The sequence below is a fragment of the Thermogutta hypogea genome, from assembly GCF_055386265.1.
In genome coordinates this window covers 2,001,214-2,025,887 of record NZ_AP042425.1, presented here as the reverse complement: position 1 = coordinate 2,025,887, position 24,674 = coordinate 2,001,214, and the positions used below count along the sequence as shown (strand labels likewise).

At 61.4% G+C, this 24,674-nt stretch carries 18 protein-coding genes; 10 read left to right on the top strand and 8 right to left on the bottom strand.

Annotated elements, in window-relative coordinates; genetic code table 11:
- Positions 1 to 76 precede the first annotated feature (76 nt).
- A complete protein-coding gene (locus tag ACZ5B4_RS07265; protein ID WP_464913767.1) occupies positions 77 to 1,105 on the bottom strand; it encodes a diacylglycerol/lipid kinase family protein in 1,029 nt (342 codons plus the stop codon).
- A gap of 501 nt (positions 1,106 to 1,606) precedes the next feature.
- Between ACZ5B4_RS07265 and ACZ5B4_RS07260 the strand changes: the two genes are divergently transcribed.
- From ACZ5B4_RS07260 to ACZ5B4_RS07245, 4 genes are all read left to right on the top strand, one after another.
- Positions 1,607 to 2,512, top strand: coding sequence for an HAD-IIB family hydrolase (locus ACZ5B4_RS07260; RefSeq protein ID WP_464913766.1), 906 nt, complete (start codon positions 1,607 to 1,609; stop codon positions 2,510 to 2,512).
- A gap of 101 nt (positions 2,513 to 2,613) precedes the next feature.
- Positions 2,614 to 2,982, top strand: a complete 369-nt coding sequence (locus ACZ5B4_RS07255; protein ID WP_464913765.1) for a MazG nucleotide pyrophosphohydrolase domain-containing protein — start codon at positions 2,614 to 2,616, stop codon at positions 2,980 to 2,982.
- A gap of 413 nt (positions 2,983 to 3,395) precedes the next feature.
- Positions 3,396 to 5,486, top strand: a complete 2,091-nt coding sequence (locus ACZ5B4_RS07250; protein ID WP_464913764.1) for a hypothetical protein — start codon at positions 3,396 to 3,398, stop codon at positions 5,484 to 5,486.
- Positions 5,487 to 5,570: 84 nt separating this feature from the next.
- Positions 5,571 to 6,569 (top strand): ABC transporter ATP-binding protein, encoded by a 999-nt coding sequence (locus tag ACZ5B4_RS07245; protein WP_464913763.1) that lies wholly within the window; start codon positions 5,571 to 5,573, stop codon positions 6,567 to 6,569.
- 64 nt (positions 6,570 to 6,633) lie between these two features.
- Here ACZ5B4_RS07245 and ACZ5B4_RS07240 read toward each other — a convergent pair whose 3' ends face one another.
- Positions 6,634 to 7,425 carry an HpcH/HpaI aldolase family protein gene (locus ACZ5B4_RS07240; protein ID WP_464913762.1) on the bottom strand — a complete coding sequence of 264 codons (792 nt, stop codon included), beginning with the start codon at positions 7,423 to 7,425 and terminating at the stop codon, positions 6,634 to 6,636.
- A 196-nt stretch (positions 7,426 to 7,621) separates the two neighbouring features.
- Between ACZ5B4_RS07240 and ACZ5B4_RS07235 the strand changes: the two genes are divergently transcribed.
- On the top strand, positions 7,622 to 8,023 hold the full coding sequence (locus ACZ5B4_RS07235) for a Rieske (2Fe-2S) protein (protein ID WP_464913761.1): 402 nt from the start codon (positions 7,622 to 7,624) through the stop codon (positions 8,021 to 8,023).
- Between the two features lie 64 nt (positions 8,024 to 8,087).
- On the opposite strand, the gene ACZ5B4_RS07230 is transcribed toward ACZ5B4_RS07235, so the two are convergent.
- Together ACZ5B4_RS07230 and ACZ5B4_RS07225 are read right to left on the bottom strand one after the other, a co-directional pair.
- Positions 8,088 to 8,774, bottom strand: coding sequence for a metal-dependent hydrolase (locus ACZ5B4_RS07230; protein WP_464913760.1), 687 nt, complete (start codon positions 8,772 to 8,774; stop codon positions 8,088 to 8,090).
- Positions 8,775 to 8,951: 177 nt separating this feature from the next.
- Complete coding sequence (locus tag ACZ5B4_RS07225; RefSeq protein WP_464913759.1) at positions 8,952 to 10,370, bottom strand: glucose-6-phosphate isomerase; 1,419 nt, start codon at positions 10,368 to 10,370, stop codon at positions 8,952 to 8,954.
- Positions 10,371 to 10,670: 300 nt separating this feature from the next.
- Here ACZ5B4_RS07225 and ACZ5B4_RS07220 point away from each other — a divergent pair, with 300 nt between their 5' ends.
- Positions 10,671 to 12,167: a sulfatase family protein gene (locus tag ACZ5B4_RS07220; protein ID WP_464913758.1), complete on the top strand. Its 1,497-nt coding sequence runs from the start codon at positions 10,671 to 10,673 to the stop codon at positions 12,165 to 12,167.
- Positions 12,168 to 12,197: 30 nt separating this feature from the next.
- Here the strand turns inward: ACZ5B4_RS07220 and ACZ5B4_RS07215 are convergent, their stop codons facing one another.
- From ACZ5B4_RS07215 to ACZ5B4_RS07205, 3 genes are all read right to left on the bottom strand, one after another.
- The gene (locus ACZ5B4_RS07215; protein WP_464913757.1) at positions 12,198 to 12,653 is read right to left on the bottom strand and encodes a peroxiredoxin; all 456 of its coding nucleotides are present in this window, start codon (positions 12,651 to 12,653) and stop codon (positions 12,198 to 12,200) included.
- Between the two features lie 264 nt (positions 12,654 to 12,917).
- Positions 12,918 to 15,308: a DEAD/DEAH box helicase gene (locus ACZ5B4_RS07210; protein ID WP_464913756.1), complete on the bottom strand. Its 2,391-nt coding sequence runs from the start codon at positions 15,306 to 15,308 to the stop codon at positions 12,918 to 12,920.
- Between the two features lie 380 nt (positions 15,309 to 15,688).
- Positions 15,689 to 16,771, bottom strand: a complete 1,083-nt coding sequence (locus ACZ5B4_RS07205) for an Sb-PDE family phosphodiesterase (RefSeq protein WP_464913755.1) — start codon at positions 16,769 to 16,771, stop codon at positions 15,689 to 15,691.
- 314 nt (positions 16,772 to 17,085) lie between these two features.
- Between ACZ5B4_RS07205 and ACZ5B4_RS07200 the strand changes: the two genes are divergently transcribed.
- The 3 genes from ACZ5B4_RS07200 (at position 17,086) to ACZ5B4_RS07190 (ending at position 20,782) form a co-directional block, all read left to right on the top strand.
- Positions 17,086 to 18,075 carry a substrate-binding domain-containing protein gene (locus tag ACZ5B4_RS07200; protein WP_464913754.1) on the top strand — a complete coding sequence of 330 codons (990 nt, stop codon included), beginning with the start codon at positions 17,086 to 17,088 and terminating at the stop codon, positions 18,073 to 18,075.
- Between the two features lie 71 nt (positions 18,076 to 18,146).
- Positions 18,147 to 19,676, top strand: a complete 1,530-nt coding sequence (locus tag ACZ5B4_RS07195) for a sugar ABC transporter ATP-binding protein (RefSeq protein WP_464913753.1) — start codon at positions 18,147 to 18,149, stop codon at positions 19,674 to 19,676.
- Positions 19,673 to 20,782, top strand: a complete 1,110-nt coding sequence (locus ACZ5B4_RS07190) for an ABC transporter permease (protein ID WP_464913752.1) — start codon at positions 19,673 to 19,675, stop codon at positions 20,780 to 20,782. Before ACZ5B4_RS07195 ends, ACZ5B4_RS07190 begins: the two co-directional genes overlap by 4 nt.
- 58 nt (positions 20,783 to 20,840) lie before the next feature.
- Here ACZ5B4_RS07190 and ACZ5B4_RS07185 read toward each other — a convergent pair whose 3' ends face one another.
- Entirely contained in the window at positions 20,841 to 21,077 is a 237-nt protein-coding gene (locus ACZ5B4_RS07185; RefSeq protein ID WP_464913751.1) for a LapA family protein, read from the bottom strand.
- Between the two features lie 253 nt (positions 21,078 to 21,330).
- On the opposite strand from ACZ5B4_RS07185, the gene ACZ5B4_RS07180 reads away from it, so the two are divergent.
- Positions 21,331 to 24,657, top strand: a complete 3,327-nt coding sequence (locus ACZ5B4_RS07180; protein ID WP_464913750.1) for a GH116 family glycosyl hydrolase — start codon at positions 21,331 to 21,333, stop codon at positions 24,655 to 24,657.
- Positions 24,658 to 24,674: the final 17 nt, after the last annotated feature.

Genomic DNA, 24,674 nt, shown 5'->3' with positions numbered 1-24,674 from the left:
CTTGTCCGGCCGCAAAGGGCATGTGTGAACACAAGTCCTTTATGCCCGGAGGGTTCCGTATGCCCGGAGGGTTCCGTCATGCGGGTTTTTCACTACGGATTTTACCGGCTTGCCCAGGGACGAATTCGGCATCCCACGTTCGCGATTTCCACTTGGCGGCCGTGTGAGCCGGCACGACGACTTGGACTCGCCGCGCTAAGACCTCGATTTCGAGGGGTAGCATCCCTCCCGGGTCGCCATCGAGCTGGTAACTGACCTGCTCCGCCGCCGTAATGCGAATCCGCCGCGCGCGGGCCAGACGACAATCTGGAAGCCTGGGGTGGAGCATGAGTTGGCTGACGGCGGTATACCAAAGCCCGCGGGCGACTCCGCGGCGTTCGAACGTGCAGATATCCAATTCACCGTCGGTGCCGTCGGCTTTTGGAGTCAGCGGCAGCCCCCAGCCGTACTTGGGCAGGTTGAAGACGAACGCCCAAGCCACGGGACCGATCGCTTTGACCTCGCTTTCGTCGTGGAGCGTGTAGGTGACCGAAAGCTCGGGAAAGGAATAGGTTCGCATGAGCTGGAAAATCGGGCCGATGAAACTGAGGAAACTGCCGTGGCCGCCCCGGTAACCCGCCAGACGTCGACGATGGACCATTTCCACGGCTGCCGCGTCAAACCCGCAACTTGCCATTACCAAGAATAATCGACCGTTGGCGGAACCGGCATCCAAATGCAGGATGCGGCCGTCATGAACGAGGCGGGCGGCCGTGTTCGGGTTCTTGCTGATGCCGAGGTGGAATGCCGCAAGATTGGATGTTCCGGCGGGAAAGAGCAGCAAAGGTACTCCCGGTGCGCACCGATTGATCAATTCCAACGCGGTGCCGTCGCCTCCCAAGCCCACGAAGCAACGCAAATCCCCGCGCTCGTGACGCCGATTGGCGGTCTCGGTCGCTTGTGCCAAATCGGTGGAGACCTCGACGCGGTAACCGTAGGCCTGAATCGCTCGCAGAAGACCGTCCAATTGCCGCTGAGAAGAACGCCTGCCCGCTCTGGGGTTGTGCAAAACCATGACGAGGTCCGCGTCCGAAGGCAGGGATTGCGGAGGCAACACGTGATCCATGTGTTTCGATTTCGGTGCTGGGTGTCGATCTGTTTTCGCTAAGAGAGACGCTCCAGGGGCGACGCAATGTTTGCCGACGATCGCGGCTGGCGGCGATCCGTGCTGTTGGGAGATCCGCTCGAGCGATCGTGATGCGACTCGTCCGGCGTCGTGTGTGCAACTCCCGACTTCCACAGGGTACGCGATTTGTCATTTTGGAACAAGCTCCGGACGGAGTCGCGCACCGCGGACGCGAAATCGAGACCGGCGAACCGGCGGGGCACGGGCGAAACACAAGCGACGTCCGCTCTACTTGCGGAAGGGGCGTTTTCCTGGGTGGCTTCATAGCGTAAATTGACGGATGGTTATTCCCCATGGACTTGGCCGGGGCATAAAACATCCGGACGTGGCGTTCGATCTGGATTGCCGGAACGAACGGCGTCGTGATATTGCGATCATACCCCAACACAGTCGGCGTCCCTCATCGTCTTCACCCTTTTGCTTCACTCCTTTGTGCTCGCTATGTTGGATTATCGTCTGCTGGCTGTGGATATCGACGGTACGTTGGTCAATAGTCAAGACCGTCTCACGGAAACCACGTGCCGGGCGATTCGTCGTGCCGGGACGGCGGGGCTACAGGTAGTTTTGGCGACCGGCCGAAGATACAGCAGAGCCTTGCCCCTTGTGGAATCGCTCGGCTTGGAAGTGCCCGTCATTGCTTCCAGCGGGGCGATCGTCAAAAACCCCGTGAGCCATCAGACGCTCTTTCGGGCTGAGTTTTCCCCAGCCGGCCTGCGGGACTTGATATGCCTCCTTCGCAGGCTTGGGTTTCAGCCGGTTCTCCTGGGCGATACCTTCGATCAGGGCTTCGATTACTATTTGGACCCGGGGGATCCTCCCAACGGCTATTTGCAGGACTACCTTCGAGCCAATCCGGATTGCGAGCGTTATTGGCCGCGGATCGAAGAGGAACCCCCGCCGGAGGTCTTCGCAGCCTTTACGATCGGCGACCGCGATGCAATGTTGGGGGTGGAGCACGCGATCCACGAGACGTTTCCCGCTCAATATGTGACGCATGTTTTGCGAAGTCCGCGTTATGAGGGTTTCTTTTGCGAAATCGCCCCTGCGGGGGTGGACAAGTGGACGGCGGTTCGAACCGTGGCAGCCCTGCGCGGTGTGCCTTTGGACGCGGTCTGCGCGGTGGGAGATGACGTGAACGATCTGCCGATGATCCGGGAGGCGGGGCTGGGGATTGCGATGGGCAATGCCTTGCCGGTCGTTAAGGAAGCCGCGGACTACGTGGCCCCGACTCACGACCAGGAGGGGTTGGCGGAGGTGGTGGCCTGGTTGTTGGGTGAACGACCTTTTCCGGCCGCCCCCCACCCACGCAGGGAGCGGATGAACTCCCGGAGCGGAAAGGCGGAATAGCTTTCGCGGTCTTCCGGCCATCGTTATCGCCCATGGTGAGCCTTGGTTCCGGGATGGTCGCTGTGGGCGATTTGGCGAAGAATGGAAGAGACGGGGAGGGGATGATGACGGAGAACGCCGTTTCGCGAAGTGAAAACGCCGACAACCCGGAGGGATCGGCCGCCCCGAACATCAGCTTCTCGGATTTCCAGACGCTGATACGGCGGATGTATTATTCCAAGGATGTGGCCCGCGGTATCGACGGCACGTTCATGTGGCTGATGGAGGAGGTCGGGGAGCTGGCAGCGGCACTCCGTAGCGGTACTCAAGAAGAACGCGAAGCCGAGTTCGCGGACGTGATTGCTTGGTTGACTACCATCGCCAATGTGGCTCAGATCGATTTGACAAAGGCGCTGAGGAAAAAATATGGCAGCGGCTGCCCGGGCTGTGGCAAGTTTGTCTGCGTGTGTCCCGACGGGGGCAAGCCGTAGCCGCTCAAGGTGGTACCGGAAGAACGCGACTTTGTCTGAACCGCGGGGATAATCTTGCGTAAAGTTGGGGTGACCGGTCCGCGACAATTACTCCGTGCCGATGGATCGCAAATCAGGGGCGTGTATTGCTTGTCCCATGCCGCCCCATAGAGGGGTGTCCTGGAATCCAATTTCCGAATGAAACTAGGTCGTAAGTGAAACCGGTGAATTTTCGTCAACTCCTGCCTCTTCTTGCCGCTCTCCTTGCCGAAATTGCCCTCATTGCTGGGGGGGCGAGATTGCTTGTTGCTGGCGTGTCGGTAACAGAGGGGAATGCTGCTCCAGAGGCACGGGCGAAAGCGGAAATTTATGCCGACGTTCACCTCGCGAAAGTGGAGCTTGGCTGGGGCGGCGTATGGAAACCGGGTTTCTGGATGCCGATTTGGGTCACGCTTTCGGGCGGAGCGACGGGCGGGGCAGGGGAACTGGTCGTCTCTTGCCCGGATAGCGAGGGAGCGGTTTGCAGGTATCCCTTCGGCCGAGTCCAGCTCAACGGCAGCGAAACGCGGACCGTGGAATCGCTGGTGCGCTTAGGCAGGCCTGGGGCCGCCGTCACCGTCGAATGGCATCTAGAAGACGGCCGCACGCTACGGCACAGCGTTCAGTCGAATCGCTCGCTGGTCGGCCCTGCCGCGACAGGACCGACGTTTGAACAGCCGGTCATCCTTCAGATTGGGCCCACGCCGATCGCGGAGAACCGCCAAGGGCGGATTTCGGGGGGGATTCACTGGGTGACGATCACGACCCCGGAAGCTCTGCCGCAAAACCCCGCGGCTTATCAAATGGTCTCCGCCGTCCTGCTCACCATGGGAGCGGACACTCGATTTCGCGAACGATCATCTCGGTGCGGGGACGTGTGGCAGGGTTTACGGGAATGGGTGGCCTCGGGTGGGCGTCTGGTTTTGAGCGTCGATGAGTCTGCCGCCCATCTCTTTGCCCCGGGGGAAGTCTTGGACTGGGCCATCCCGGGCGGTATTGCGGGCAGTATCCAGTTGCGGAAGACCGCGGCTTTGGAGACCTACGCCGAAAGCCCTCGACCATTGGTGGTTCGCCGCGGTGAAGCCTTCCTCAAGGCCGTGCAGGTTCCGGGGTTTCAAGGGATCGTTTCAGCCAAAGAGGGGAACATTCCTTTGGTGCTGCGGAGGCAGTACGGTTTCGGCACGGTGGTTCTTTGCACGGTGGACCTGTCGCATCGGGCCATCCGCGAGTGGTCGCAGAAGGATCGCCTGCTGGAACGGCTGCTGGACCGCGCGGAAAACCACGGCGGCCAGGTCGGCGAGCAGCGGACCTTGATGCATCACGGGTTCAATGATTTGTCGGGACAATTGCACGCGGCACTCGAGCGTTTCCCCGGCGTCACGTTCGTGCCTTTTTCGACCGTGGCGATTCTACTAGGCGTGTATCTGGTGCTGGTCGGCCCTTTGGACTACTTGATTTTGGGGCGGTACCTTCCTGATCGACGCTGGACCTGGTTGACCTTTCCCGTGATGCTGACAGCCGTCTGCCTCTTTGCCTGGAAACTCGGGGAGGAGTGGAAAGGGGGCGGCGTCCTGGTAAACGAGGTGAGCCTGCTGGACGTCGATGTCGAAGGCGGGCGGGCTCGGACCATCGCTTGGGCTGATTTCTTCACGCCCAAGGAGGGGTTGTTCGACGTGAAGCCGAGCGCGGAGTGCTGGAGCGGCCTCGGTTTGCGTCCGACATCCGCATCCGTGGGATGGTTTGCCTCGCCGGGCCGGGGACTCGGTGGAATGGAAGGGGCGTCCCTGGATGTCAGCGAATCTGTGGGGAATTACACGGTTCGCAAGGCAGGACCTTTCGCCGAGTTGGAGGGATTGCCGGCGGCGGCCAAGGCGACCCGTGCGGTTTCGGCCGTGATTGAGGGCGAACCGGAGAAGCCTGTGCTTGAAACCGAGCTTTCCGATCGCCAACAGTTGTTGAACGGAACCGTGACGAATACGTTTCCCTTCGCCCTGGATGATGCCGTGATTCTTTATCGCGGTTGGGTTTATTTCGTGGGGCGATTGGAGCCGGGGGCCTCATGGCGACCCCGCGTCGGTGAGGACCGCCGTGAGCTGCGATCTTGGCTCAACGATCGCCGCGTGGAGACGGTGGGGGAAGGCGTTCAGCAGCAAGCAAGACAGGTCGTGGCGCCATACGATCGGTCGAGTCGTGATGTCTGGTATATCTTGCGGATGATGCTGTTCTATCGCGCGGCAGGGGGTGACGGATATGTGAGACTGTGGAATGCCCAATACGCCTACCTCGACGCGACGGATTGGCTGGAAAACGGAAACGCGGTGCTGCTGGCAAGGGCCGACCTTGATCCCGCGAAGGGCGCGGTCGCGATTCACCCGCGGGGCGCTGCCGGCCGGCGACCGCCGCAGTATGATTCGCTGGCCTACGTTCGCGCAGTCTTGCCGGTTCGAGGAGCGGAAGTCGGCACCCTTACTCAAGGTGTGGAGTAGTCGCCGCGGCGAGCACGACGTGCCAAACGGCGTTGCATCATTCGATTGGAACGAATCCTTTCCGTAAAGCAGGTTCAACGGTAGATGACGCCTTCACATGCCCAAACGTCCGTCGCTCCCATCGGCCCTACCGTCCAGGAAAAGGTCAAGCCGGTGGTGGTCAAGACGGTTGACTTGACTAAGATTTACGGCGAAAAGCGGGCGGTCGATCGATTGACCTTGGAATTGTGCCGGGGAGACCTCTTCGGTTTCATCGGACCCAATGGATCGGGCAAGACGACCACCATGCGGATGTTGGCGACGCTGCTCCAGCCGACCTGGGGCGAGGCCTACGTATGCGATTGCTCGATCTACACGCAGCCGAAGGAAATCCGCAGGTTGATCGGCTACATGCCGGATTTCTTCGGCGTGTACGACGACATGAAGGTGATCGAGTATCTCGAGTTCTTCGCTTCCGCCTACCGTATTCACGGCCCCCGCCGGCGAAAAGTTTGCGAAGAGATGCTCGAATTGGTGGATTTGACGTATAAGCGCGACGCCTTCGTCACGAGTCTCTCTCGCGGTATGACCCAGCGACTGGGCCTGGCACGGGTATTGCTGCACGATCCGGAGGTTCTGATCCTCGACGAACCGGCGAGCGGCTTAGACCCTCGAGCGCGGATCGAGATTCGCGCCCTGCTCAAACGGTTGCGCGAGATGGATAAGACGATCATGGTGTCCAGCCACATCTTGCCGGAGTTGGCGGACATTTGCAACAAGGTCGGCATGATCGAGTTGGGCAAACTGGTCGTTTGCGCGGATGTGCAAGAGGTGCTCCGCCGCGTCCGCGAGAAGATCGTCTTATGGATCGGCGTCCGCGACGATGTCGATGGGGCCGCGCGCCGCCTGGAAGGGCATCCCGCCCTCGAGTCCTTGGACGTGAGGGACGGCCGGCTGCGCGTGGCGCTGAAATCCAACGACGTCGATTACAGCGAATTGGCGGAGATCTTGGTGCAGTCGGGATTCCGGCTGACGCTCTTCCGCGAAGAGGAGATCAACTTGGAGACGGCATTCATGGTGTTGACGCGGGGAATCACCGCCTGATGTGCGGCAACTTCGCGCGGCCCGAGACGCCGTCTTCCGTCGCCCCGGAGATTCCGCCCTTCGATCAGGATTCGCCCTCACAGGTTCCTTCGGGCGGAGCCAAGAGACGGAGCCAACGGTCGGCCTCCGCTTCGAACATCGCGAGATCGCTTCCCACCGCGATGAACGTCATGCCCTGGTCCGCATAGCGGCGGGCCTCGTGAGGGTCGGCCGCATGAACGCCCGCCGCGCAGCCGGCCTCTTGGGCCGCGTGAATGACTTCACGCACCGCCGTCTCGAAGGCATCCGGCCGGACCGTCGACTCGTGTTCCCTCAGACGTAGTCGCAAGTCATTGGGGCCGATGAAAAGGGCGTCGATGCCGGGAACGGCGGCGATGGCGCGGGCGTGCTGCACGGCCCGACCGCTTTCGATTTGGGCCGCAATGAAAATCGCGTCGTTGGCGTGGCGTAGGTACTCTTGAAAAGAGGTATGGAACGTCAAGGTCTGCATCCCTCGACCGGCGCTGCGGTCGCCCATGGGCGGATACTTCGCGGCTCGCACCGCGGCGGCGGCCTCCTCCGCCGTATTGACCATGGGGATCACCAGGCCGAAGGCCCCCAAATCCAACGCGCGTTTGATATGAGCCGGATCGTTCCAGGGGACTCGCACGAAAGGAACCGCGCCGGATTCCGCGATCCAGCCCACCAACGACGCGGCGGTTCTCCAGTCGACCGCGGCGTGCTCCAAATCGATCGTAAGCCAGTCAAAACCGCGCTTCGCGAGGATTCGCGTGATGTATTCGTCGGCCAGCGTCAGCCAAGTTCCGAAGGCGGGCTTGCCTTGCAGGAGCTTGTTCTTGAGCGGATTCGTTCGCACGGCGTCCTCTCCGTTTTACCGTGATCGTTCACACGAGTAGAATTCAAACACGGAAATGCCTCGGCGGCATCTCTCGTAGGGATGCCGGGAAAACCTCTTCGCAAAAGCGCCGCCGTCGACTCCCGACATAACCGGGCGACGAGAATCAAAAAACGGCGGAGCTTGCGATCACACAACGGCTTTGAAGGCACAACCCATGGTGCACGAAATGGAATCCTCCGGCAAGCCGGCCAAACGCTATATCACGGTTGCACACTTGGACGAATTGCCGGACGGCGGGAGCCTTCTGGTGCAAAAGGATGGGCACGATATCGCGTTATTCCGCGTCCAAGGCGAGGTCTACGCCATGAGCGACCTCTGTCCCCATATGGGCGACTCGCTGAGCGCCGGTCAACTGTGGGAGGGGACCATCATCTGTCCCCGCCACATGTGGGCGTTTCGTCTTAAAGACGGGGTATGCGAAGACGTACCCAATCTGCGCGCGCCGCTGTACGAAGTTCGCATCGTGGACGGCGCGATCCAGGTTGCGATCCCGCCGGACAGCAATTCGCGCTCCGGCGACACCGAAGGATGCGGCGATTGCGGCCACACACGGTAACCGCCGGCCCGCGGAGGGAGGTTCGCGACCGCGGGTTCGTGACCGCGGCGAACTGCGGCACGGTTTACTCCAATACGATGCTTCCGCCCGGCTCCAACACGACGGGCTCTGCGAGGCCCCCTTGGCGGACTCTTTCCGCCCAAGCGTGCGGGTCTTGAGCAATCAGCGGCCATGTGTTCGTATGGACCGGAACGACCCGCTTGGGACGCAGCAGTCGCACCGCTTCCAGGGCGTCGTCCGGGCCCATGGTGAAATTGTCGCCGATGGGAAGCGAGGCCAAGGCGATTCCGCGATTGCCGATGAGCTGCATGTCCAAGAACAGGCCGGTGTCGCAGGCGAAATAGACGTTGCCCTCCGGTAGCGTCAAGAGATAGCCGCAGGGTTGCCCGCCGTAGGCTCCATCCGGCAACATCGACGTGTGATGGGCGATCGTCTGATATACGCGACCGAACGGGAAGTCGTAGCCGCCGCCGATGTTCATGGCGTGGGTCCTTTCGACCCCCTTGGCATTGAGCCATTGGCAAATCTCGAAGTTGGCGACGACGGTAGCTCGCGTTCGCTTGGCGATCTTTTCCACGTCGGCCACGTGATCGAAATGGCCGTGCGAGACGAGAATATAGTCGGCGGGTACGTCGCTTGCTTTGACGGGCGCCACCGGCGAATCATCCAGAAACGGATCCAGGATGATATGCGTGGTGCCCGTCCGAATCGACCAAGTGCCGTGTCCCAGCCAGCGCAATTCCGAAGCCATGGTTGCCCTCCTCCACCAAGCCGAAGCGGTTGAAAAACCTGTCCCGAAGAGTTCCTTTCGGCTGCGATTTCCTATCCCATGAACCAAGAAAACGGTCGATGAATCCTATCGGGCAAGTCAACCGCCCGAGTGGAGCGTCGCCCGCCCCGGCGGCGAAGCCGAACCTGACGCTCGGCGTCAAGTGCTCTCCGCCTGCAAGTATGACCGCATACAGCGTTTGTAGGCCTCGACGCCGGGTTGGCCGTACGGATTGATGCCGATCAGGCGACCTTCCACGGCCGTGGCGAGCATGAGCATTTGGAACAGTTCGCCCAATGCCCGTTCGTTCAGACGCGGTATGACGATCTCGGCGGTCCGGCGGCGATCTTGGGCGTAGGCGTCTTTCGTCCCGCGCCTCGCTGCGTCAAGAACCTCCGAAACCTGCTTGCCTGCGAGCGAATTCAGCGCATCTTGATCGTTGTCCCATCGCGGCAATGACACGGGTGAGAGCGACGGGCTTTGGACGAAAAGATTGGTGAATAGCTTGTCGCGACGCCCTTCCTGGTGCTGTTGCCCCCGGGAATGGAGATCCCGAGTATTCACCACGGTCAACGGGGTAGCGCCTTGACCGTTCTTTCCCAAACTTTCAGAAAGTAGCTGATCGTACCACAAGCCGACGGCCTCTAATCGTTTTCCCCATGTGGACAAGACGCGAATCCCGGCATGCCGTCGCAGCTCCATCAGGTGGCAGACCGCGGTGTAGGCCAAGACCGGGTTTTCTTCGAAGGTGTCGCGCCGAAACGCGGTGTTTGCGGCGGCGGCGCCTTGGAGCAGGGCACGAACGTCCAAACCCAGGATTGCGGCCGGAAGCAGTCCGACGGCCGTCAGCACGGAAAACCTGCCGCCTACGTCGTCGGGAAACTCGAAGAGTTGATGTTGGGGTACGCCGAGAGCCTCGCACAATCGCCACAGGCGGCTTTGCCGTTGACTTACGGCCAAAATCCGTTCCGCGAACCGATCGCCGGCCGCGGATCGAAGCGCGTCCACGAACACCCGAAAGGCCACGGCGGTTTCCAACGTGGAACCGCTCTTGCTGATGACCACAAGGCCCCAGTCCGAACCGCCGGATTCCAGCAGTTCCAAAAGGCCGCGCATGGCGTCGCTATCGACGTTGTTGCCCTCGAAGTAGAGTCGCGGTCGGGCGTTGCGTTTTGTCCGCGGCAACTCGTTGTGATAGGGGTGGCAACAGGCCTCGAACATGGCCCGAGCGCCCATGTAGGAACCGCCGATCCCCAGGACGACGACCCGATCCAATTGCGCAGCGAAGCGATCCGCGGTAGCGATCCATTGATCAACGAGGCCGCTCTCGGGACCGAGCAAACGTTCGGGAAGATCGACGAAGCGGGAATCCAGCGGCTCTTTTTCCGGCGGTACGGGCCGTCCTTGAATCTTCGTCTCCACGTCGGCCAGGACTTCGTCTCGGCAGGCGAGGAGACGCGGCCAAATCCACTGGACGTCGTCGGGTAGCAGGCCGGTTTCTCGGTCCCACGTCCCGGCGGTGGAGTCGAGGATCACGCCGGATGCGTCATACCGAAGTGCCGAATCACCATCTGCCATGGTCTTCACTCCAAAGCGTGCGAGCGTGTAGGCGAGGTCGAGCGAGGAAAGTCGCGCACTGCAACCGCCGTCGTCATCCGGGGAGATGCGCAGGCCCGACGTGCCAACTGCATTAAAAACGTCTAAGATAACGCATGCGCCGGTTGCGGTCGAGGCGTCGCCGTCACGGAGAGTCCGGTTGCGGACCGCGCGACCTTCCCTGCAAGCGTGTTGCCCTTTGCCCGCCGGCCGACCGTGTGCACGGGACAGATCCTGTGCATGATGCTCACGAAAATCCGAGAGTTACGAGGAGGCGAGGTCATGTTCCGGATCACTGGGAGGCCCTTTCCGCCCGCGTCGCGCGGTTTCCGGCGGCCGGGGCCCTGCTTGCCGGCGGTCATGGTCGTGCTTTGGGCGGCGTTGGGAGCGGGGAGCCCGGCGGCGGGAGAGAGTGACGCGCGACCCAATATCGTCTGGATTCTCGCCGAGGATATCGGCCCCGATCTCGGTTGCTACGGCGTGGATTACGTCCAAACGCCGAACCTGAATCGATTAGCCGCCGAAGGAAAGCTCTACCGAAACGCGCACACGACGGCTCCCGTGTGTTCCACTTCGCGCAGCGCCATGATGACGGGGATGTATCAGAATGCGATTGCCGCGCACCAACATCGCACGGCGGACAAGAAGCCCTTGCCTCCGCCCGTCACTACCTTTCCCATTCTGCTGCAGCAATCGGGTTACTTCACCGCCTTGATGAAAAGCAACAAGCTTGATCTCAACTTCGAACACGACCCGGCGACATTGTTTCCGGGCAAGGACTGGTCCGAAGCTGGGGGCCGACCTTTCTTTGTCCAAATAACCTTGGCCAATACGCATCGCACCTGGCATCATTATCCGAATCGGCCTGTTGATCCCGGCAAGGTAGTGGTGCCGCCTTACTACCCCGACACGCCGCTGACCCGACGCGACATCGCCAATGGGCTGGAGGAAATCCAGCGGATGGACGATCTGGTGGGAGAAATCCTGGATCGTTTGCGGCGCGAAGGCTTGCTCGACAAGACGCTCGTCATCTTCATGGGAGACAACGGGCGGTGTGAAGTCCGTGGTAAGCAGTTTCTTTATCAGCAGGGCACCCACGTTCCGTTGATCATGCGTTGGCCGGACAAAATTCCGGCTGGGAAGGTGAGCGAGGAATTGGTTAGCGCAATCGACGTTACGGCGACGATCATCGCCGCCGCCGGCGTGGGGGTTCCGCCCTGGATGCAAGGACGCGATCTCTTGGATCCGCATCACGTTGCACGAGAATACCTCTTCACCGCACGCGACAAAATGGACGATACGCACGACGCCATGCGGGCCTGCCAAGACGGGAGATTCAAGTACATCCTCAACCTCATGCCCGAGCGAGCCTACTGCCAATACAACGAGTATAAGGAAAGGCAATATCCCATTCTGGCGTTACTGAATGTTATGCACTTGGAAGGGAGGCTTTCTCCCGAGCAGGATGCCTTCATGCAGCCGTCGAAGCCGGAGGAGGAGCTGTACGACTTGCGCGAGGACCCGTACGAAATTCGGAACTTGGCCGGCGATCCGCGCTACGCCGACGTTCTGGAGCGGATGCGAAAGGCGCTGGCGGACTGGCGGCGGGAAATCGGTGACTCCGGAGTGAGTGAAGAGTTTCGCAAAGGAGGTTGGCCCGCCGACTATCCCACGAAGAGCCTGGATGCATGGCGGGAGTCTCTCCGCGCATGGGAAGCCGTCCTGTTGCAAGAAGGCGGCGGACCGATCGCGCCGCAATCCTCGAAAAGGGCGAGCTGAGACGCGAGCTCGGCTTTCGACGCCGTCGGTTCAGCCCGAAGCCCTGCGAATCGCCTGCATCGCCCGCCGGACATGCGCCGCGGCGAATAGATCCGCGTAAAACACCATGGCGACGGTGCCCTCCGGATCGATCACGAAGGTGGCCCGACGCGGTAAGATTCCCAGCAGCTTGCGGACGCCGAAGAGGCGACTTAACGAGCCGTCATCGGTCAAGAGGGGAAAACCCAGCCGGTGCTGCGCCGCGAAGCGGGCGTGGCTCTCGGGCGGATCGGCACTGACACCCAGCACAACCGCACCGAAGTCCAAGAATTCTTCGTACGCGTCCCGAAAACTGCAAGCCTCGCGGGTGCAAATGGGCGTGTTGTCCTTGGGATAAAAGAATAGCACCACCCAGCGGCCGCGATAATCGGAAAGCCGTACGGGTTGGCCGTTGTGATCCCGGGTCTCGAAATCCGGAGCCTTATCACCGACCGAGAGTTTTTTCATTGAGTTTGCCGTCCCCTGATCATGGATGATTCGCCGGAATCACTTCCTCGACAAGGCTGCCCCTGCGCCAAATCCGGCACACCGAAGTCGTGACCGTTGCTGCGAGTTGCTACGAGTAGCAACGGAGTTCCGCTCGAAGCTTGCAGGACCAAACTCATTTTACGCGGGCGCAGGATCCAGGGCGCGAATCGCGATCCGGGTTGAGGCTGTCCGGATGCCGGTCCGCCGCTCGCCGCGGCCGGTCCCGCCGCGAACGGACGGAACCTAAACGTCGCTTGGGACTTCTTCGCCTTCGATTTGCTCAATCACCTTTTCCGTGCTCGTGGGATCGACCTCGCGGCAAGTTGTGGTAAATACGCTGATCAAACCGTCCAGGCGAGCCGTCCACTCTTCGCCGGTCAGCTCCGCCGGGCAGAGCTGCTTGAACTCGCCGAGCAGCAGGATCAACCGCAAAAGGTGCCGAAAGATGATGCCTTCTTGCTTTTGCAGACTCTTTGCCGAGATGTACTTGTGGAATTCGCCGCCGAATTCGAGCAATTCTCCCGCCACCCACACGGGGCAGATTCTCATGTCTTGGACGTCGGGGTAGTCGTGGCGGAATAGAAGTTCCAACTTTTCGGCCAAGGTGAACACGCGCGGCGCCTCTTCAGCGAAGCCGCGACGCTGTCGTCGGCGACGGTCTTCTTTTTCTTCTTCGTCTTCGTCGTCCTTCCGGCCGGTCAATTGATCGGGCAAGGCCAGGCCCAAATGGAGAAGCAGGGGATCCAACCGCTGCGTGGCAAGCGGACCGGGGGGCAAATCGTCGTAGGACGGCACGCGAACGTAGTTGCGCAGCGAACGCGGCAATTCCAGCACGCTTTCCACGGCCTGGAGCAATTCCTGGTCGTCGGCAACGCCCAACTGGTGGATGAGAAAGATGCCGTAAAGAGGATGCACGCTACGAAACAGCGTGAGTTGCGCAAGGGTTTCTGTGGGGAATGCAGCGGCGGGAGAGTATCCCGTCGATGCCGGGTCCTCTGCGTCGGTCTCTGGGTCGGCGGCATGCTTGTCCGTCGGAAACTCCCACGAAGTCCGATCCACGTCGATCTTTTTCGGTCGCGGCGGTTCCGCGGCTTCGACCGGGGGAGGCGGCTCCAATCGCACGTGTCCCGCTCGCCAGAGGGTGAGAAGCATCCGATCCAGATAACGCAATTCGGCGTCGCGATGCGAACTGTCGAGAAGGCGTTTTCCGATCAGCCTGCGAATCGGCTCCACCTCGGGCGACGCTTGCAGCATGTATGCCAGAAGTCGCCAGGGCAGATGGCCGCGGCTCACCAAGCGCGCGGGCGGCGACTCTTTCAGCTTCCAAAACTGAGCTTCGTTCCAATAGGTTTCCTCGGGACGCCGTTGCGGCATCTTGCGTTTCAGCTCTTTTTTCATCCGCAACAGTTGGGGGTCCTTGGTGTCTTCCGGGATCCGGTCGAATTTTTCCTTCCAGCGGGCGATTTTGACGTCGTCCTCGTGGGCTAAGACGAAGACGTAGCCTTGGCTATCGAATTGGGGCCGGCCCGCCCGACCGAACATTTGATGGGCCGAGCTGGCGTCGATGAGCCGGCGTCGGTCGCGCGGCCCTTTCACCAGCGAGGGCAACACCACGGAGCGAGCGGGGAGATTGATGCCCGCGGCCAGAGTCTCCGTGCATACCACGACGGATAAGAGCTTGCGTTGGAACAGGTCTTCCACCAGGCGGCGGTATTTCGGCAAGACTCCGGCATGGTGGACGCCCACGCCGCGCAGGAGCAACTGGCGCAGCTTGGGGCCGGCGCCGCGCGATAAATCCTCGCGGTCCAGGTATTCCGCCAAGGCCGCTTGTTGCTCCTTGGTAACCAGTCCTCGCCCTTTGAGTTGCTCGGCGATGGTCCAGCATTCCTCGCGGTTGAAGCAGAAGATCAGGGCAGGGCAAAGGCGCTCCTCCTCACGGCCCGCCGCCATGCCCTCGATCTGCTCGTTCAGCAGACAGTCGCCCACCCATTGGAAAGTCAAAGGCACCTTGCGATCGGTGCTAGCAACCAATTCCAGGTCTCGCCCGTGAGACGTGCGGAGCCAATACAAGAATTCGGGGGCGTTGCCGACGGTTGCGGAGAGGAGGAGGGTGCGGACGTGCGGCGGAAGCAACCCCAGGGTGAATTCCCACACGATGCCGCGTTCCGGATCGTTGAAACTATGAAACTCGTCCATCACCACGGAACTGACGCAACTGAAGTCCCAAACGTCGGGGTGAAGAAGGCGATTGAAGAGGATTTCGGCTACGACCACCAGGATCTGCGCGTCGGGATTCTCGCGTCGATTGCCCGTGACAAGGCCCACGTCCTGCCTCCGAAAGCCCCATCGTTCGGCCGCCTGTTGCATTTCCCGGAACTTCTGCTCGGTCAGCGCGATGAGCGGCGTCGTATAGTAGGCGACGGTGTCGGTGTGCAGGGCTTCGAAGAGCGCGGCCTCGGCGATGAGCGTCTTGCCGGTTCCGGTGGGGGCGCACACCAGCACGCCTTGCCGGCTGGAGAACCACGCCAGCAGGGCGTCCTCTTGCATCGGATAGGGAGGGTAGGGGAGTTGCGCGAAGTACCGCTCCGCGATTTCTTCTCGACTCGGGATGTTGTGGTTGGATGGACCGTTCACAATACGCCCTGGAATGCGACTGAAGTTTCGTTGATCGCCTCGCGCCATGCCGAGATGCGAGGCGGACGGCGCACCACGCACGCGCCGGATGGCGGCGTGCAATCCCGCCAATATACGGTCGACCGTTGCCCAACGGTAGCACGCGCCGCAGCACGCCGCAAACGGAAGCCCGGATGCGCCGTCGTCACCGTCCTTCTCCCAAGCCTTAGCGGCTGAAATAGAAAGCCCGCGTCGCACGGCGTGATCGTGCAACGCGGGCAAAAGCGGCTTCTCGTCGGACTATTGCCGGCTTATGCGATGCACGGCTTCCCGACGGCGCAATGATTCCGGGGCACGGTTCGATCCCAAGCCGGAACCGACGCGTGGGAGGCCGTCCGCCGTTACGGCGCCGGAATCGTGTACGTCACCTGCAAGCCGGTTTCCGGCGCGACCAGGAAGTTGCTGATCGTGTAATCCAACGTGATCGGCTGCGAGGCGTCCGGAACGTTTACGCGCACACCCACGGTGGTGCGCGCCGGGAGAACGACCTGAGTCGGCCCCACGTTGCCCCTGCGATCCAACGTGATATCCATTTCGGACAGGTTGCGAGCACGGAACCAAACGGCGTTTTTCGATCGCAAATACGGAGCATCGATCTGGATTGCCGCTTCGGCGACGGCCTGCAGCAGCTCGGGGCGAGCGATCAGCTTGTCTTTCCACCATACGGCGGTACGTCCCGCCCGCAGCGCTTCGTGAATCGCTTCAACGCTACGTTCCGCGGCAAACACCAGGGTGATTGTGCGATGTTCGGCGGAGGTGTTCTTCTGCAAGAGGTCCGGAGCGTGGATGTCGGAGTTGCCGATCATGACGAGGTTCTTTTCCAAAGCCCAGCGGTGAGCGGTGGGATAGTAAGAATTCCCGTTGCAGACCTCCATACCGTGCAGCCACTTGTTTTCGTAGAGGGTGGTGTGGACGTCGAGCCAGCGGCCCAGCTCTTCTCCCTTCCAGGCTTGATGATTCCAAAACACGAAGGCCCCTTGCTCATTGGCCGCCTTGACGGCATCCACGAACTCGGTCTGCTCCAAGGGATTCACGTCTTGGAGAAAGATCGCGTTGAAATGGCCGGGCGGGGTATCGCGCGTGATTTCGGCGCCGCGAATCAACAGGATGCCCAGTTCTCTCGCCCGACCCGCCGCCAGCTCGTAGGGTCGATTGTGCTTCGTCGGTACGTCGTCCCTGTGCGGTTGATACTCGATGTGGTCCGACAGAGCGATGGCGTCCAAGCCTGTGCGAAACGCCTCATCGACCCGGACTGTGGGCCAAACCAAGCCGTCCGAGAACACGGTGTGCATGTGGAAGTCGCACTTCAGCGTGACGTAGCCCGGAATATCCGGGAAGGCGATCTCATTGCGGACCTGAGCGCTTGCGGCTTGCGGCAGCAAGAGCAGCAAGCACATCGTCATCGATAACCAGTAGCGTCGCATGGTGGAACCTCACGTGAAACGGACCACGGGGCAAAAAGGGGGAAACCGAACTTGTAGCATTATTATCGGGTCAGACTGAAAGTCAATCGCTTGCGAATTCGCGTCAGCCCAAGCGTCGTCCCCGTCGCGGTCGTGATCAACGAATCGGCCCGCCCGCGACGCCGGCGAACCGTTCTAGTTCTAGTTTTTCGCCGGATCAGGCGGCGGCATGCAAACGTGCTCGCGCGGGGTTAAACTGGACGATTACGCGACGGTGTGCTCGCGTCCATCATGCTCAGGCAAACGGCCGGATGGATTTCACAGGAGGATTGAAAATGAGGCGAGCGGGAAAAATTGCGGCGGTCGTGGTGACGTTGGCGGTCCTCGGCCTGTCGGCCGGCGGCTGTCGGCGGCAAAGCGGCAAACTTGTGATCGCCGTCATTCCCAAGAGTACGGGAGCGGAATTCTGGGAAACGGTCAAAGAGGGCGCGGCGGAGGCAGCCCAGGCCTTGAACGTGGAAATGAAGTGGGAGGGGCCGCTGACCGAAACCGAATTGGCGGAGCAGAACAAGATCATCGAAAACATGATCAGTTTGCAAGTGGACGGTATCGCCTTGGCGCCGCTCAACCGCACGGCCCAGCGGCGGACTGTGGAAAACGCCGTCAAAGCCGGCATTCCGGTCGTCATTTTCGACTCGGAGATCGACGGAAACGCACACGTCAGCTTCGTTGCGACCAACAACCGCCAGGGCGGGGTTCTGGCGGCCCGGCATATGGCGGAATTGCTTGGGGACAAGAAAGGTCGCGTCCTCGTCCTACGATTCGTGCAAGGGACCGGCAGCACCGAGGCACGTGGTGAGGGATTCATCGCCACGGCTAAAGAGCATGGTTTGGAGATTGCAGGCGATCCCTACCCGGAGGATGCCACCGTAGCCGGTTGCAAGAAGACCGCGGCGAATACCTTGGAGCAATTCGTCGAGAATAACGAGTTGAAACTCGACGGCATCTTCGCTTGCAATGATCGCTCCACCTTGGGAATGCTGGCCGCACTGGAAGACCTGCGGAAAAGCGGGGTCAAGGTCGAGACTCGCTTCATCGGATTCGATTTCACACCGCGCTTGATCGAGGCCCTGCAAAGCGGGGCGGTCGATGCTCTGGTGGCTCAGAATCCGAGGAAGATGGGACGCTTGGCCGTCGAAACGCTGGTCTCGCATCTGCGAGGGGAGAAAGTGGAGCCGATCATCGACACGGGCGTGGTCGTGGTGACGAAGGAAAAGCTGGCCTCCGATGCGGAGGTTCGCCGCTTGGTCGGTCTGAAGGAATGACACGGCCGGCCCGGCCTGATTGGCGATTGATGGTCTTTGGTTGCGTTGACAACGCTTGCGAGGATCCGGTGATGGCGTCGGCAGCCGACATTCCTCCGCGACTCTTGATGGATGGCATCAAGAAGCGTTTTGGCGCGACGGCGGCCCTGCGCGGCGTCCGTCTGGAGGTACGCCCGGGCGAAGTTCATGCCCTGGTGGGAGAAAACGGGGCGGGCAAGAGCACCTTGATGAAGGTCCTCTCGGGCGCTTGCATCCCGGATGCCGGCCGGATGGAATTGGACGGGGTACCGTATCGCCCCGCCAATCCGCTCGACGCCCGGCGGCGCGGGGTGGCCATGATCTATCAGGAATTGTCGTTGGCACCGCACCTTACCGTCGCGGAGAACATCCTGCTGGGTGTGGAGCCGTACCGCGGCCCGTGGGTATCGCGGCGGAGGATGCGGGCGGAGGCCTCGGCGGCCTTGCAGCAGCTTGGGGTCGAGATCGCTCCCGATGTCGAGGTGCGGAGATTATCTCCCGGCAAACGCCAAATGGTCGAGATCGCCCGCGCGCTGGCCGTCCAAGCAAGGGTCGTGGTGCTGGATGAGCCGACGAGCAGTCTTTCGGGCAAGGACTCCGAGAAGCTCTTCGCTCTGATTCGGCGGCTGAAGTCCCAGGGCATATCCGTTGTGTACATTTCCCACTTCTTGGAAGAGGTCCAGGAGATCAGCGATCGCTTTACCGTGTTGCGGGACGGCGAGACGGTGGGCGGCGGCGAGACCGCTCGAACGCGGCCGCGGGAAATAGCGGCCATGATGGTGGGGAGAGAGGTTGACGAACTCTACCCCAGCGCCGAGCCGCGCCTCGGGGAGACGCTCCTCGAGGTCCAGGGGCTGGCGGGGCGAAAGAAACCGCAATCGGCCACGCTCACTTTGCGACGGGGCGAAATCTTGGGTATCGCCGGATTGGTGGGCGCAGGGAGAACGGAGTTGCTGCGGACGATCTTCGGCTTGGACGAGGTGACGTCGGGACGTATCCGGGTGGGGGCTTACCTCGGCCCGGCTTCGCCGCAACAGCGCTGGCGGCAAGGGATGGGCCTCTTGAGCGAGGATCGCAAGAAGGAGGGGTTGGCATTGGGGTTGTCCATTGCCGACAATCTTACTCTACCCAAGCTCGAGAACTTGGGACCGCCGGGCGTGGTCTTGCCCTCGCGGCAGGCCGCCGCGTGTCGTCGTTGGATCGACGCCCTCGCCATCAAGTGCCGTTCGCCCTGGCAGAGCGTCGGTACGCTTTCCGGCGGGACCCAGCAAAAGGTCGCGCTGGCGCGATTACTCCATGCCGACGTCGATATCTTACTACTGGATGAACCGACGCGGGGAATCGACGTCGGATCGAAGGCCCAAATCTATCGCATGATCGTCGACGCGGCGCAAGCGGATGGGACGCCGGGGAAACGGGCGAAGGGGATTCTGCTGGTCTCCAGTTACCTGCCGGAATTGCTCGGCGTGTGCCATTCGATCGCGGTCATGTGCCGGGGAGTCCTCGGACCGCCTCGTGCCGCTTCGGAGTGGACGGAGCATCGCCTGATGCTGGAGGCCACGGGACAAGAGGAATCGCTATGACGACTTCATCCCAGAATCCCCCGACTCTTCCGACGAGGCCGGAATCATGGACCGACCGCGTCAAGCTGCTGCGACAAAGTCCCTGGGTTCACTCGCTGGGGCGATTCTTGGCACTGGTCGTCGTCTTCGGCTTCTTCGCGCTTGCGGTGGAGGGCGGCAAGTTCTATTCACCGCGGAATCTGGAGAACATCCTGCGGCAAAGCGCCGTGTACGCAACCGCATCACTCGGGATGACCATGATCGTCATCTCGGCCGGAATCGACCTGTCCGTCGGATCGATGATCGCGTTGACCGTGGTGACGGTGGCTTGGGTACTGGACCTGCACGTTACGGCGACGACGGGGGCCGGGACGACGGAGACGGTATACCTTGCCGAGCAATATCCGCTGCTGATCCCTTGGCTCGCCCTGGCGGCAGGCATCCTGGTAAGCGTATCGGCGGGGCTGTGCAACGGGATCGCCGTCGTGGGCCTCCGCGTCGTGCCGTTCATTGTGACGCTGGGAACGATGGGAATTTTTCGCGGTTTGGCCAAAGGCCTGGCCGATGAAAAAGACATTTATCCCCACAAAGACACGTGGCTCACGCAACTCATGGATCCCACCCTGACGTCGCAAGATCCCAATTGGCGGATGTGGATCCTTCCGCCCGGCGTGTGGGTGCTGATCCTTGCGGCCGTTGCCGCCGCGCTGTTTCTGCGTTACACGCGCCCCGGGAGGTACATGTACGCCATCGGGTCGAATGAAGAGACGGCTCGACTGTGCGGGGTGCCCGTGGCCCGGATCAAAATCTTGACGTATACCTTGGCCGGGCTATTCGCCGGATTGGCGGGCTTGATGCAGTTTTCGTTTATCGGCGGTATCGGGCAGCCCACCTCGGCCGTGTCCTACGAACTATTCATCATCGCGGCCGTCGTCATCGGCGGCGGCAGCTTGATGGGCGGGCAGGGATCGATCTTGGGCAGTGTGATCGGCGCATTGATTATCACCATCTTGTACATGGGCGGGCAGCAAATGGGCTGGCCCAAGTGGGTCCAAGAGGCCGTCATCGGGCTGATCATCATTCTAGCCGTCGTGATCGATCGCTTGCGGCAGCGCGAGGCAACCTGAAAAGCGCTTCGACCCGGGCGGCGACGGCCCGCCGATTAGAGTCGGAAGCCGCGAACCGTCACGTGTCGTGAGGGTTCGCCGCGGTGTCGTGCTTGGTGCCGGAATGCGACATACGTCCGCCGACCAGAACCCCCGCAAGAAATCCCGCCGCCGCGGATACGAAAACGAGAGCCGCTCCCGAAATCGATAGATTCCAGATCAGGAACCGTACCTCGTAGGCCGCTGCGTTTTGGACCACGAATACGGCCAACAAGGCCGTAAGCGCTAGCACAATGATCAATTTGAGGCGAGACATGGATTCCTTCCTGTTTCAGGGGAATGTGACGCGGGGTGACCCTTTCGGTTGACGGCGCGATCTTCCGACTGTTAGAGTACATTCCCGATTCACGTGTAAGAATAGACGGATACGCAGTCCCCCAGTTTACCCCTGCCGTGGCTCTTAGGAATCGCATTACTGGGACTCGAGTGATCGGTCCGGACGTAGGCGGCGAGTATTCTCGAGCCGTGACTTCAACTTTCACCGTGGTGCTCTCTTGAGAGGTGGCCTCGTGAACGCAATCCTTGGAACCGTCTTTGTCGGCCTCATTTTAGGATTCTGGAGCGGTGTCGCCGATGCGTCGGACTACGAGGACCTGGTTCGCCGGACTCCGACCATCAAGTGGTATGCACCGTTGCAAACGGCCGAGGAGCTTCCCGCGGATGCCGTCCGCGGAGGTGAACCGGTTTGGGGGCAAGGACCGGACGAGCAGAGAGCCGCGTTGTTCGACGGGATACGCCACATGACCTGGGGGCCGCGGCCTGACTTGGATCTTTCGGAAATAACCGTTGAGTTGTGGTTCTCGCCGGCATTCGATTCCATGCCGTACAATCCATGCCTGATCGCCATGCGCGAAGATGGCAATCATCAGCTCACGCGATGGAGCGTTCATCTCCACGGCGACCGTTCCGCAATCGATCTTTGGAACGGGCGATCGGTGGCGCAGTATCGCCCGGCGACGGGCGTTTTGGAAAAAGGCAAGTGGTACCATCTGGTCGTGACGTCGGGGGCGGGCGGCACGGCGGTCTATGTCAACGGTGTGGCCTGTTTGACGGACGAGACCGCTTGGACCCTGAACACTGAACAGCGGGGCTGCCCGTTGAACCTCGCCTCATCGCAGCCTTCCGGGGCAGAGCGATTTGCGGGCGGATTGGCGCACGTTGCCCTCTACGCGGGCGTCTTGGATCAGGGAGAGATCGCCCGTCATACCGACGCCATGGGATTTCGAGAGGTGCGTCTCGCGGCGGAGGAATTGCGGCGGCGCATGCTGGCCGACGCCGCAGCCAAAGAAGCGGCCTTGGAACAAGCCCGGGAAGAACGACGCCGGGAGTTGATGCAAGACCCGGCCCTTTTCGCCCCCGGCGAGCCGACCGTTTACGAGGGTGAACGCTTGACGGCCATCGATCTGCCGGTAGGCGGAATCGGCGTGGGAGCGGTGCATTTCGACGGCACCGGCCGGAGACATGCTTGGCAGATCTTTGGAAACGTCGCTTACCGCGCCGTCCCGAACAGCTTCTTTGCGGTTCGGGCCGAAGTCGGGGAAGGGTACGCCGTGCGGGCCTTGCAAACCGTTGCCGAGGGGCCGTTTCCGGGCATGAAATCGGTAAAGTTGCGTGCTCGATATCCTATCGCGGAATATGCCTTCGAGGACGACGCGATTCCATGCCGCGTGAGCATGGAAGTGTACAATCCCTTCATCCCCTTGGAAGCCGAGGATTCCGCTATTCCGTGCGTGATTCATCGCTTCCATTTTCACAATCCCGGAACGACGCCCGCGGCTCTCGAGTTTTTGGCGACGCAGCAGAACGTGGCGGGATACCGGGGCGACGGGGCGATCGAAGGTGATCGTCATTCAGCCTTTGGGGGAAACGTCAATCGCATTCTCCGGCGTGCAGGGGCGACATGGTTGGTTATGGAACGCGGGGGAAAAGGGCAGGGGGACGTGATTCTGGCCGTGGGCGATCCCCAGGCCGTCGCAGTTCCGGCTTGGAACGACTTGAACGAACTGGTTGCTCAATTCGGCGAAGGCACGCTCCGCGGCACGGCGGTTGAAGGCGGCGCGGGGCCGTCTCCCAGCGGGCGTTCGTTGTGCGGGGCGATCGCAGCTCCCGTCAACTTGGCGCCCGGCGAGAGCAAGACCCTTACCGTAGTTCTGGCCTGGTATTTCCCCGATCTCCCTGCGGGACAGGGGAATTGGGGGGGCAAAGGTCGCAAGTACGAATCGGTGTGGGCAAACGCCGAGGAGGTGACCGACGCCGTGCTGGCGAGAGAGGGGGAGCTCTATGCCCGCACCCGTTTGTATGTCGACACTCTGTACGCCTCGAATCTGCCCGTTTGGCTGATCGATCGGATCGCGAATCAGACCGCCATTCTCCGCAGCGGAACCGTGTTCTGGACCAAGGACGACTACTTCGGAGGCTGGGAAGGTTGTAATTCGGATGCCGGCTGCTGCATGGGCAACTGTAATCACGTGTGGCACTATGCCCAAGCGCACGCGCGTCTTTTCCCGGCCGTCGCCCGGCTGATGCGGCAGCAGGAATTCCGATATCAAAAGGCGGACGGTGCCGTTCCGCATCGGCAACCCGATTCCTTCCCCGCTTTCGACGGCCAATGCGGGGTCGTGCTGAATTCCTACCGCGAGCACCTCATGTCGCCGGATGATGCTTGGTTGCGGGCGTATTGGCCCCGTATCAAGGCGGCCATGGACTACTTGATTCGCCGCTGGGATTCGGACGAAAACGGCGTGCCTTCCGGTCCGCAGTGGAACACCTTGGACGGCGAATTGGGCGGCAGCTCCTCGTGGCTGGGCAGCCTGTATCTGGCGGCCTTGCGCGCCGCGGAGGAGATGGCCCGTTTGGTGAGCGACGGCGATTCCGCCGACCATTATCGTCGGATATTCCTCGCGGGGGCGGCCGAGCAGGATCGCACCTTGTTCAACGGCCGGTATTACGTACAGATTCCGGAAGCGACGCCGTATCAGGATTACGGCGACGGTTGCGGCATCGACCAAGTTCTGGGACAGTGGTGGGCATCGCAGTTGGACCTGGGAGCGGTCTATCCGGAGGACCACGTGCGGACGGCATTGAGCCATCTGTTCCTCTTCAATTTTCGGGGGCGCATGGAAGGTTTGGCACAGCGTCCGCGAAAATTCGTGGCCGACGAGGACGCCGGAACGCAGATGTTCGTTTGGCCGGAGGGAACCGCGATTCCGGCCAAACCGATCCAATATGCCGGCGAGGTAATGACGGGTTTTGAATATGCGGCCGCCGCCGCCATGATTCAGAGCGGCCTGCTGAGGGAAGGATTCACCGTGGCCCGGGCGATCGCCCTGCGATACGACGGTCGATTGCGGCAGGGCCTGTCGCCGGGGAATTACACGAGTTGGGGTTATTCGGGCAATCCCTTCGGGGATGACGAATGCGGCAAGTTCTATACCCGGGCCATGAGTTCCTGGTCTCTACTGACGGCCTGCCAGGGCGCGATCATGGACGGTCCTGCAAAGACGATCGGATTCTTGCCGGTTTGGCGGCCCGAGGATCATGCGTCCTTTTTCACCGCGCCCCAAGGCTGGGGCCTCTATCGGCAGTCCTTGAAAGAGGGAGAGCTGGTTTGCCGGATCGAGCTGCGATACGGGTCTCTGGACGTCAATCGTTTTATCGCGGGATTGCCTCCCGGTACTCGCGCCGCCGCGGTCCAAGCCGCCCTGGACGATCAGGAGATATCCGTGACGACTTCCGGCACCGACGGCCGGTTGCTCTTGACGTTCCAGCGGCCGCTGCGACTGGAAGCAGATCAGCAGCTCTTCGTGAAGGTGCGGCTCGAGGACGTGGGGCGGTAGGATCGGTTCGTGACTTC

What these genes read in the sequence shown, in the direction of transcription:
- ACZ5B4_RS07260 (WP_464913766.1), top strand. Translation starts at nt 1,607, where the DNA reads ATGTTGGATTATCGTCTGCTGGCTGTGGATATCGACGGTACGTTGGTC.
- ACZ5B4_RS07255 (WP_464913765.1), top strand. Translation starts at nt 2,614, where the DNA reads ATGATGACGGAGAACGCCGTTTCGCGAAGTGAAAACGCCGACAACCCG.
- ACZ5B4_RS07220 (WP_464913758.1), top strand. Translation starts at nt 10,671, where the DNA reads ATGTTCCGGATCACTGGGAGGCCCTTTCCGCCCGCGTCGCGCGGTTTC.
- ACZ5B4_RS07245 (WP_464913763.1), top strand. Translation starts at nt 5,571, where the DNA reads ATGACGCCTTCACATGCCCAAACGTCCGTCGCTCCCATCGGCCCTACC.
- ACZ5B4_RS07250 (WP_464913764.1), top strand. Translation starts at nt 3,396, where the DNA reads ATGCCGATTTGGGTCACGCTTTCGGGCGGAGCGACGGGCGGGGCAGGG.
- ACZ5B4_RS07225 (WP_464913759.1), bottom strand. Translation starts at nt 10,370, where the DNA reads ATGGCAGATGGTGATTCGGCACTTCGGTATGACGCATCCGGCGTGATC.
- ACZ5B4_RS07190 (WP_464913752.1), top strand. Translation starts at nt 19,673, where the DNA reads ATGACGACTTCATCCCAGAATCCCCCGACTCTTCCGACGAGGCCGGAA.
- ACZ5B4_RS07235 (WP_464913761.1), top strand. Translation starts at nt 7,622, where the DNA reads ATGGTGCACGAAATGGAATCCTCCGGCAAGCCGGCCAAACGCTATATC.
- ACZ5B4_RS07185 (WP_464913751.1), bottom strand. Translation starts at nt 21,077, where the DNA reads ATGTCTCGCCTCAAATTGATCATTGTGCTAGCGCTTACGGCCTTGTTG.
- ACZ5B4_RS07205 (WP_464913755.1), bottom strand. Translation starts at nt 16,771, where the DNA reads ATGCGACGCTACTGGTTATCGATGACGATGTGCTTGCTGCTCTTGCTG.
- ACZ5B4_RS07265 (WP_464913767.1), bottom strand. Translation starts at nt 1,105, where the DNA reads ATGGATCACGTGTTGCCTCCGCAATCCCTGCCTTCGGACGCGGACCTC.
- ACZ5B4_RS07200 (WP_464913754.1), top strand. Translation starts at nt 17,086, where the DNA reads ATGAGGCGAGCGGGAAAAATTGCGGCGGTCGTGGTGACGTTGGCGGTC.
- ACZ5B4_RS07195 (WP_464913753.1), top strand. Translation starts at nt 18,147, where the DNA reads ATGGCGTCGGCAGCCGACATTCCTCCGCGACTCTTGATGGATGGCATC.
- ACZ5B4_RS07215 (WP_464913757.1), bottom strand. Translation starts at nt 12,653, where the DNA reads ATGAAAAAACTCTCGGTCGGTGATAAGGCTCCGGATTTCGAGACCCGG.
- ACZ5B4_RS07230 (WP_464913760.1), bottom strand. Translation starts at nt 8,774, where the DNA reads ATGGCTTCGGAATTGCGCTGGCTGGGACACGGCACTTGGTCGATTCGG.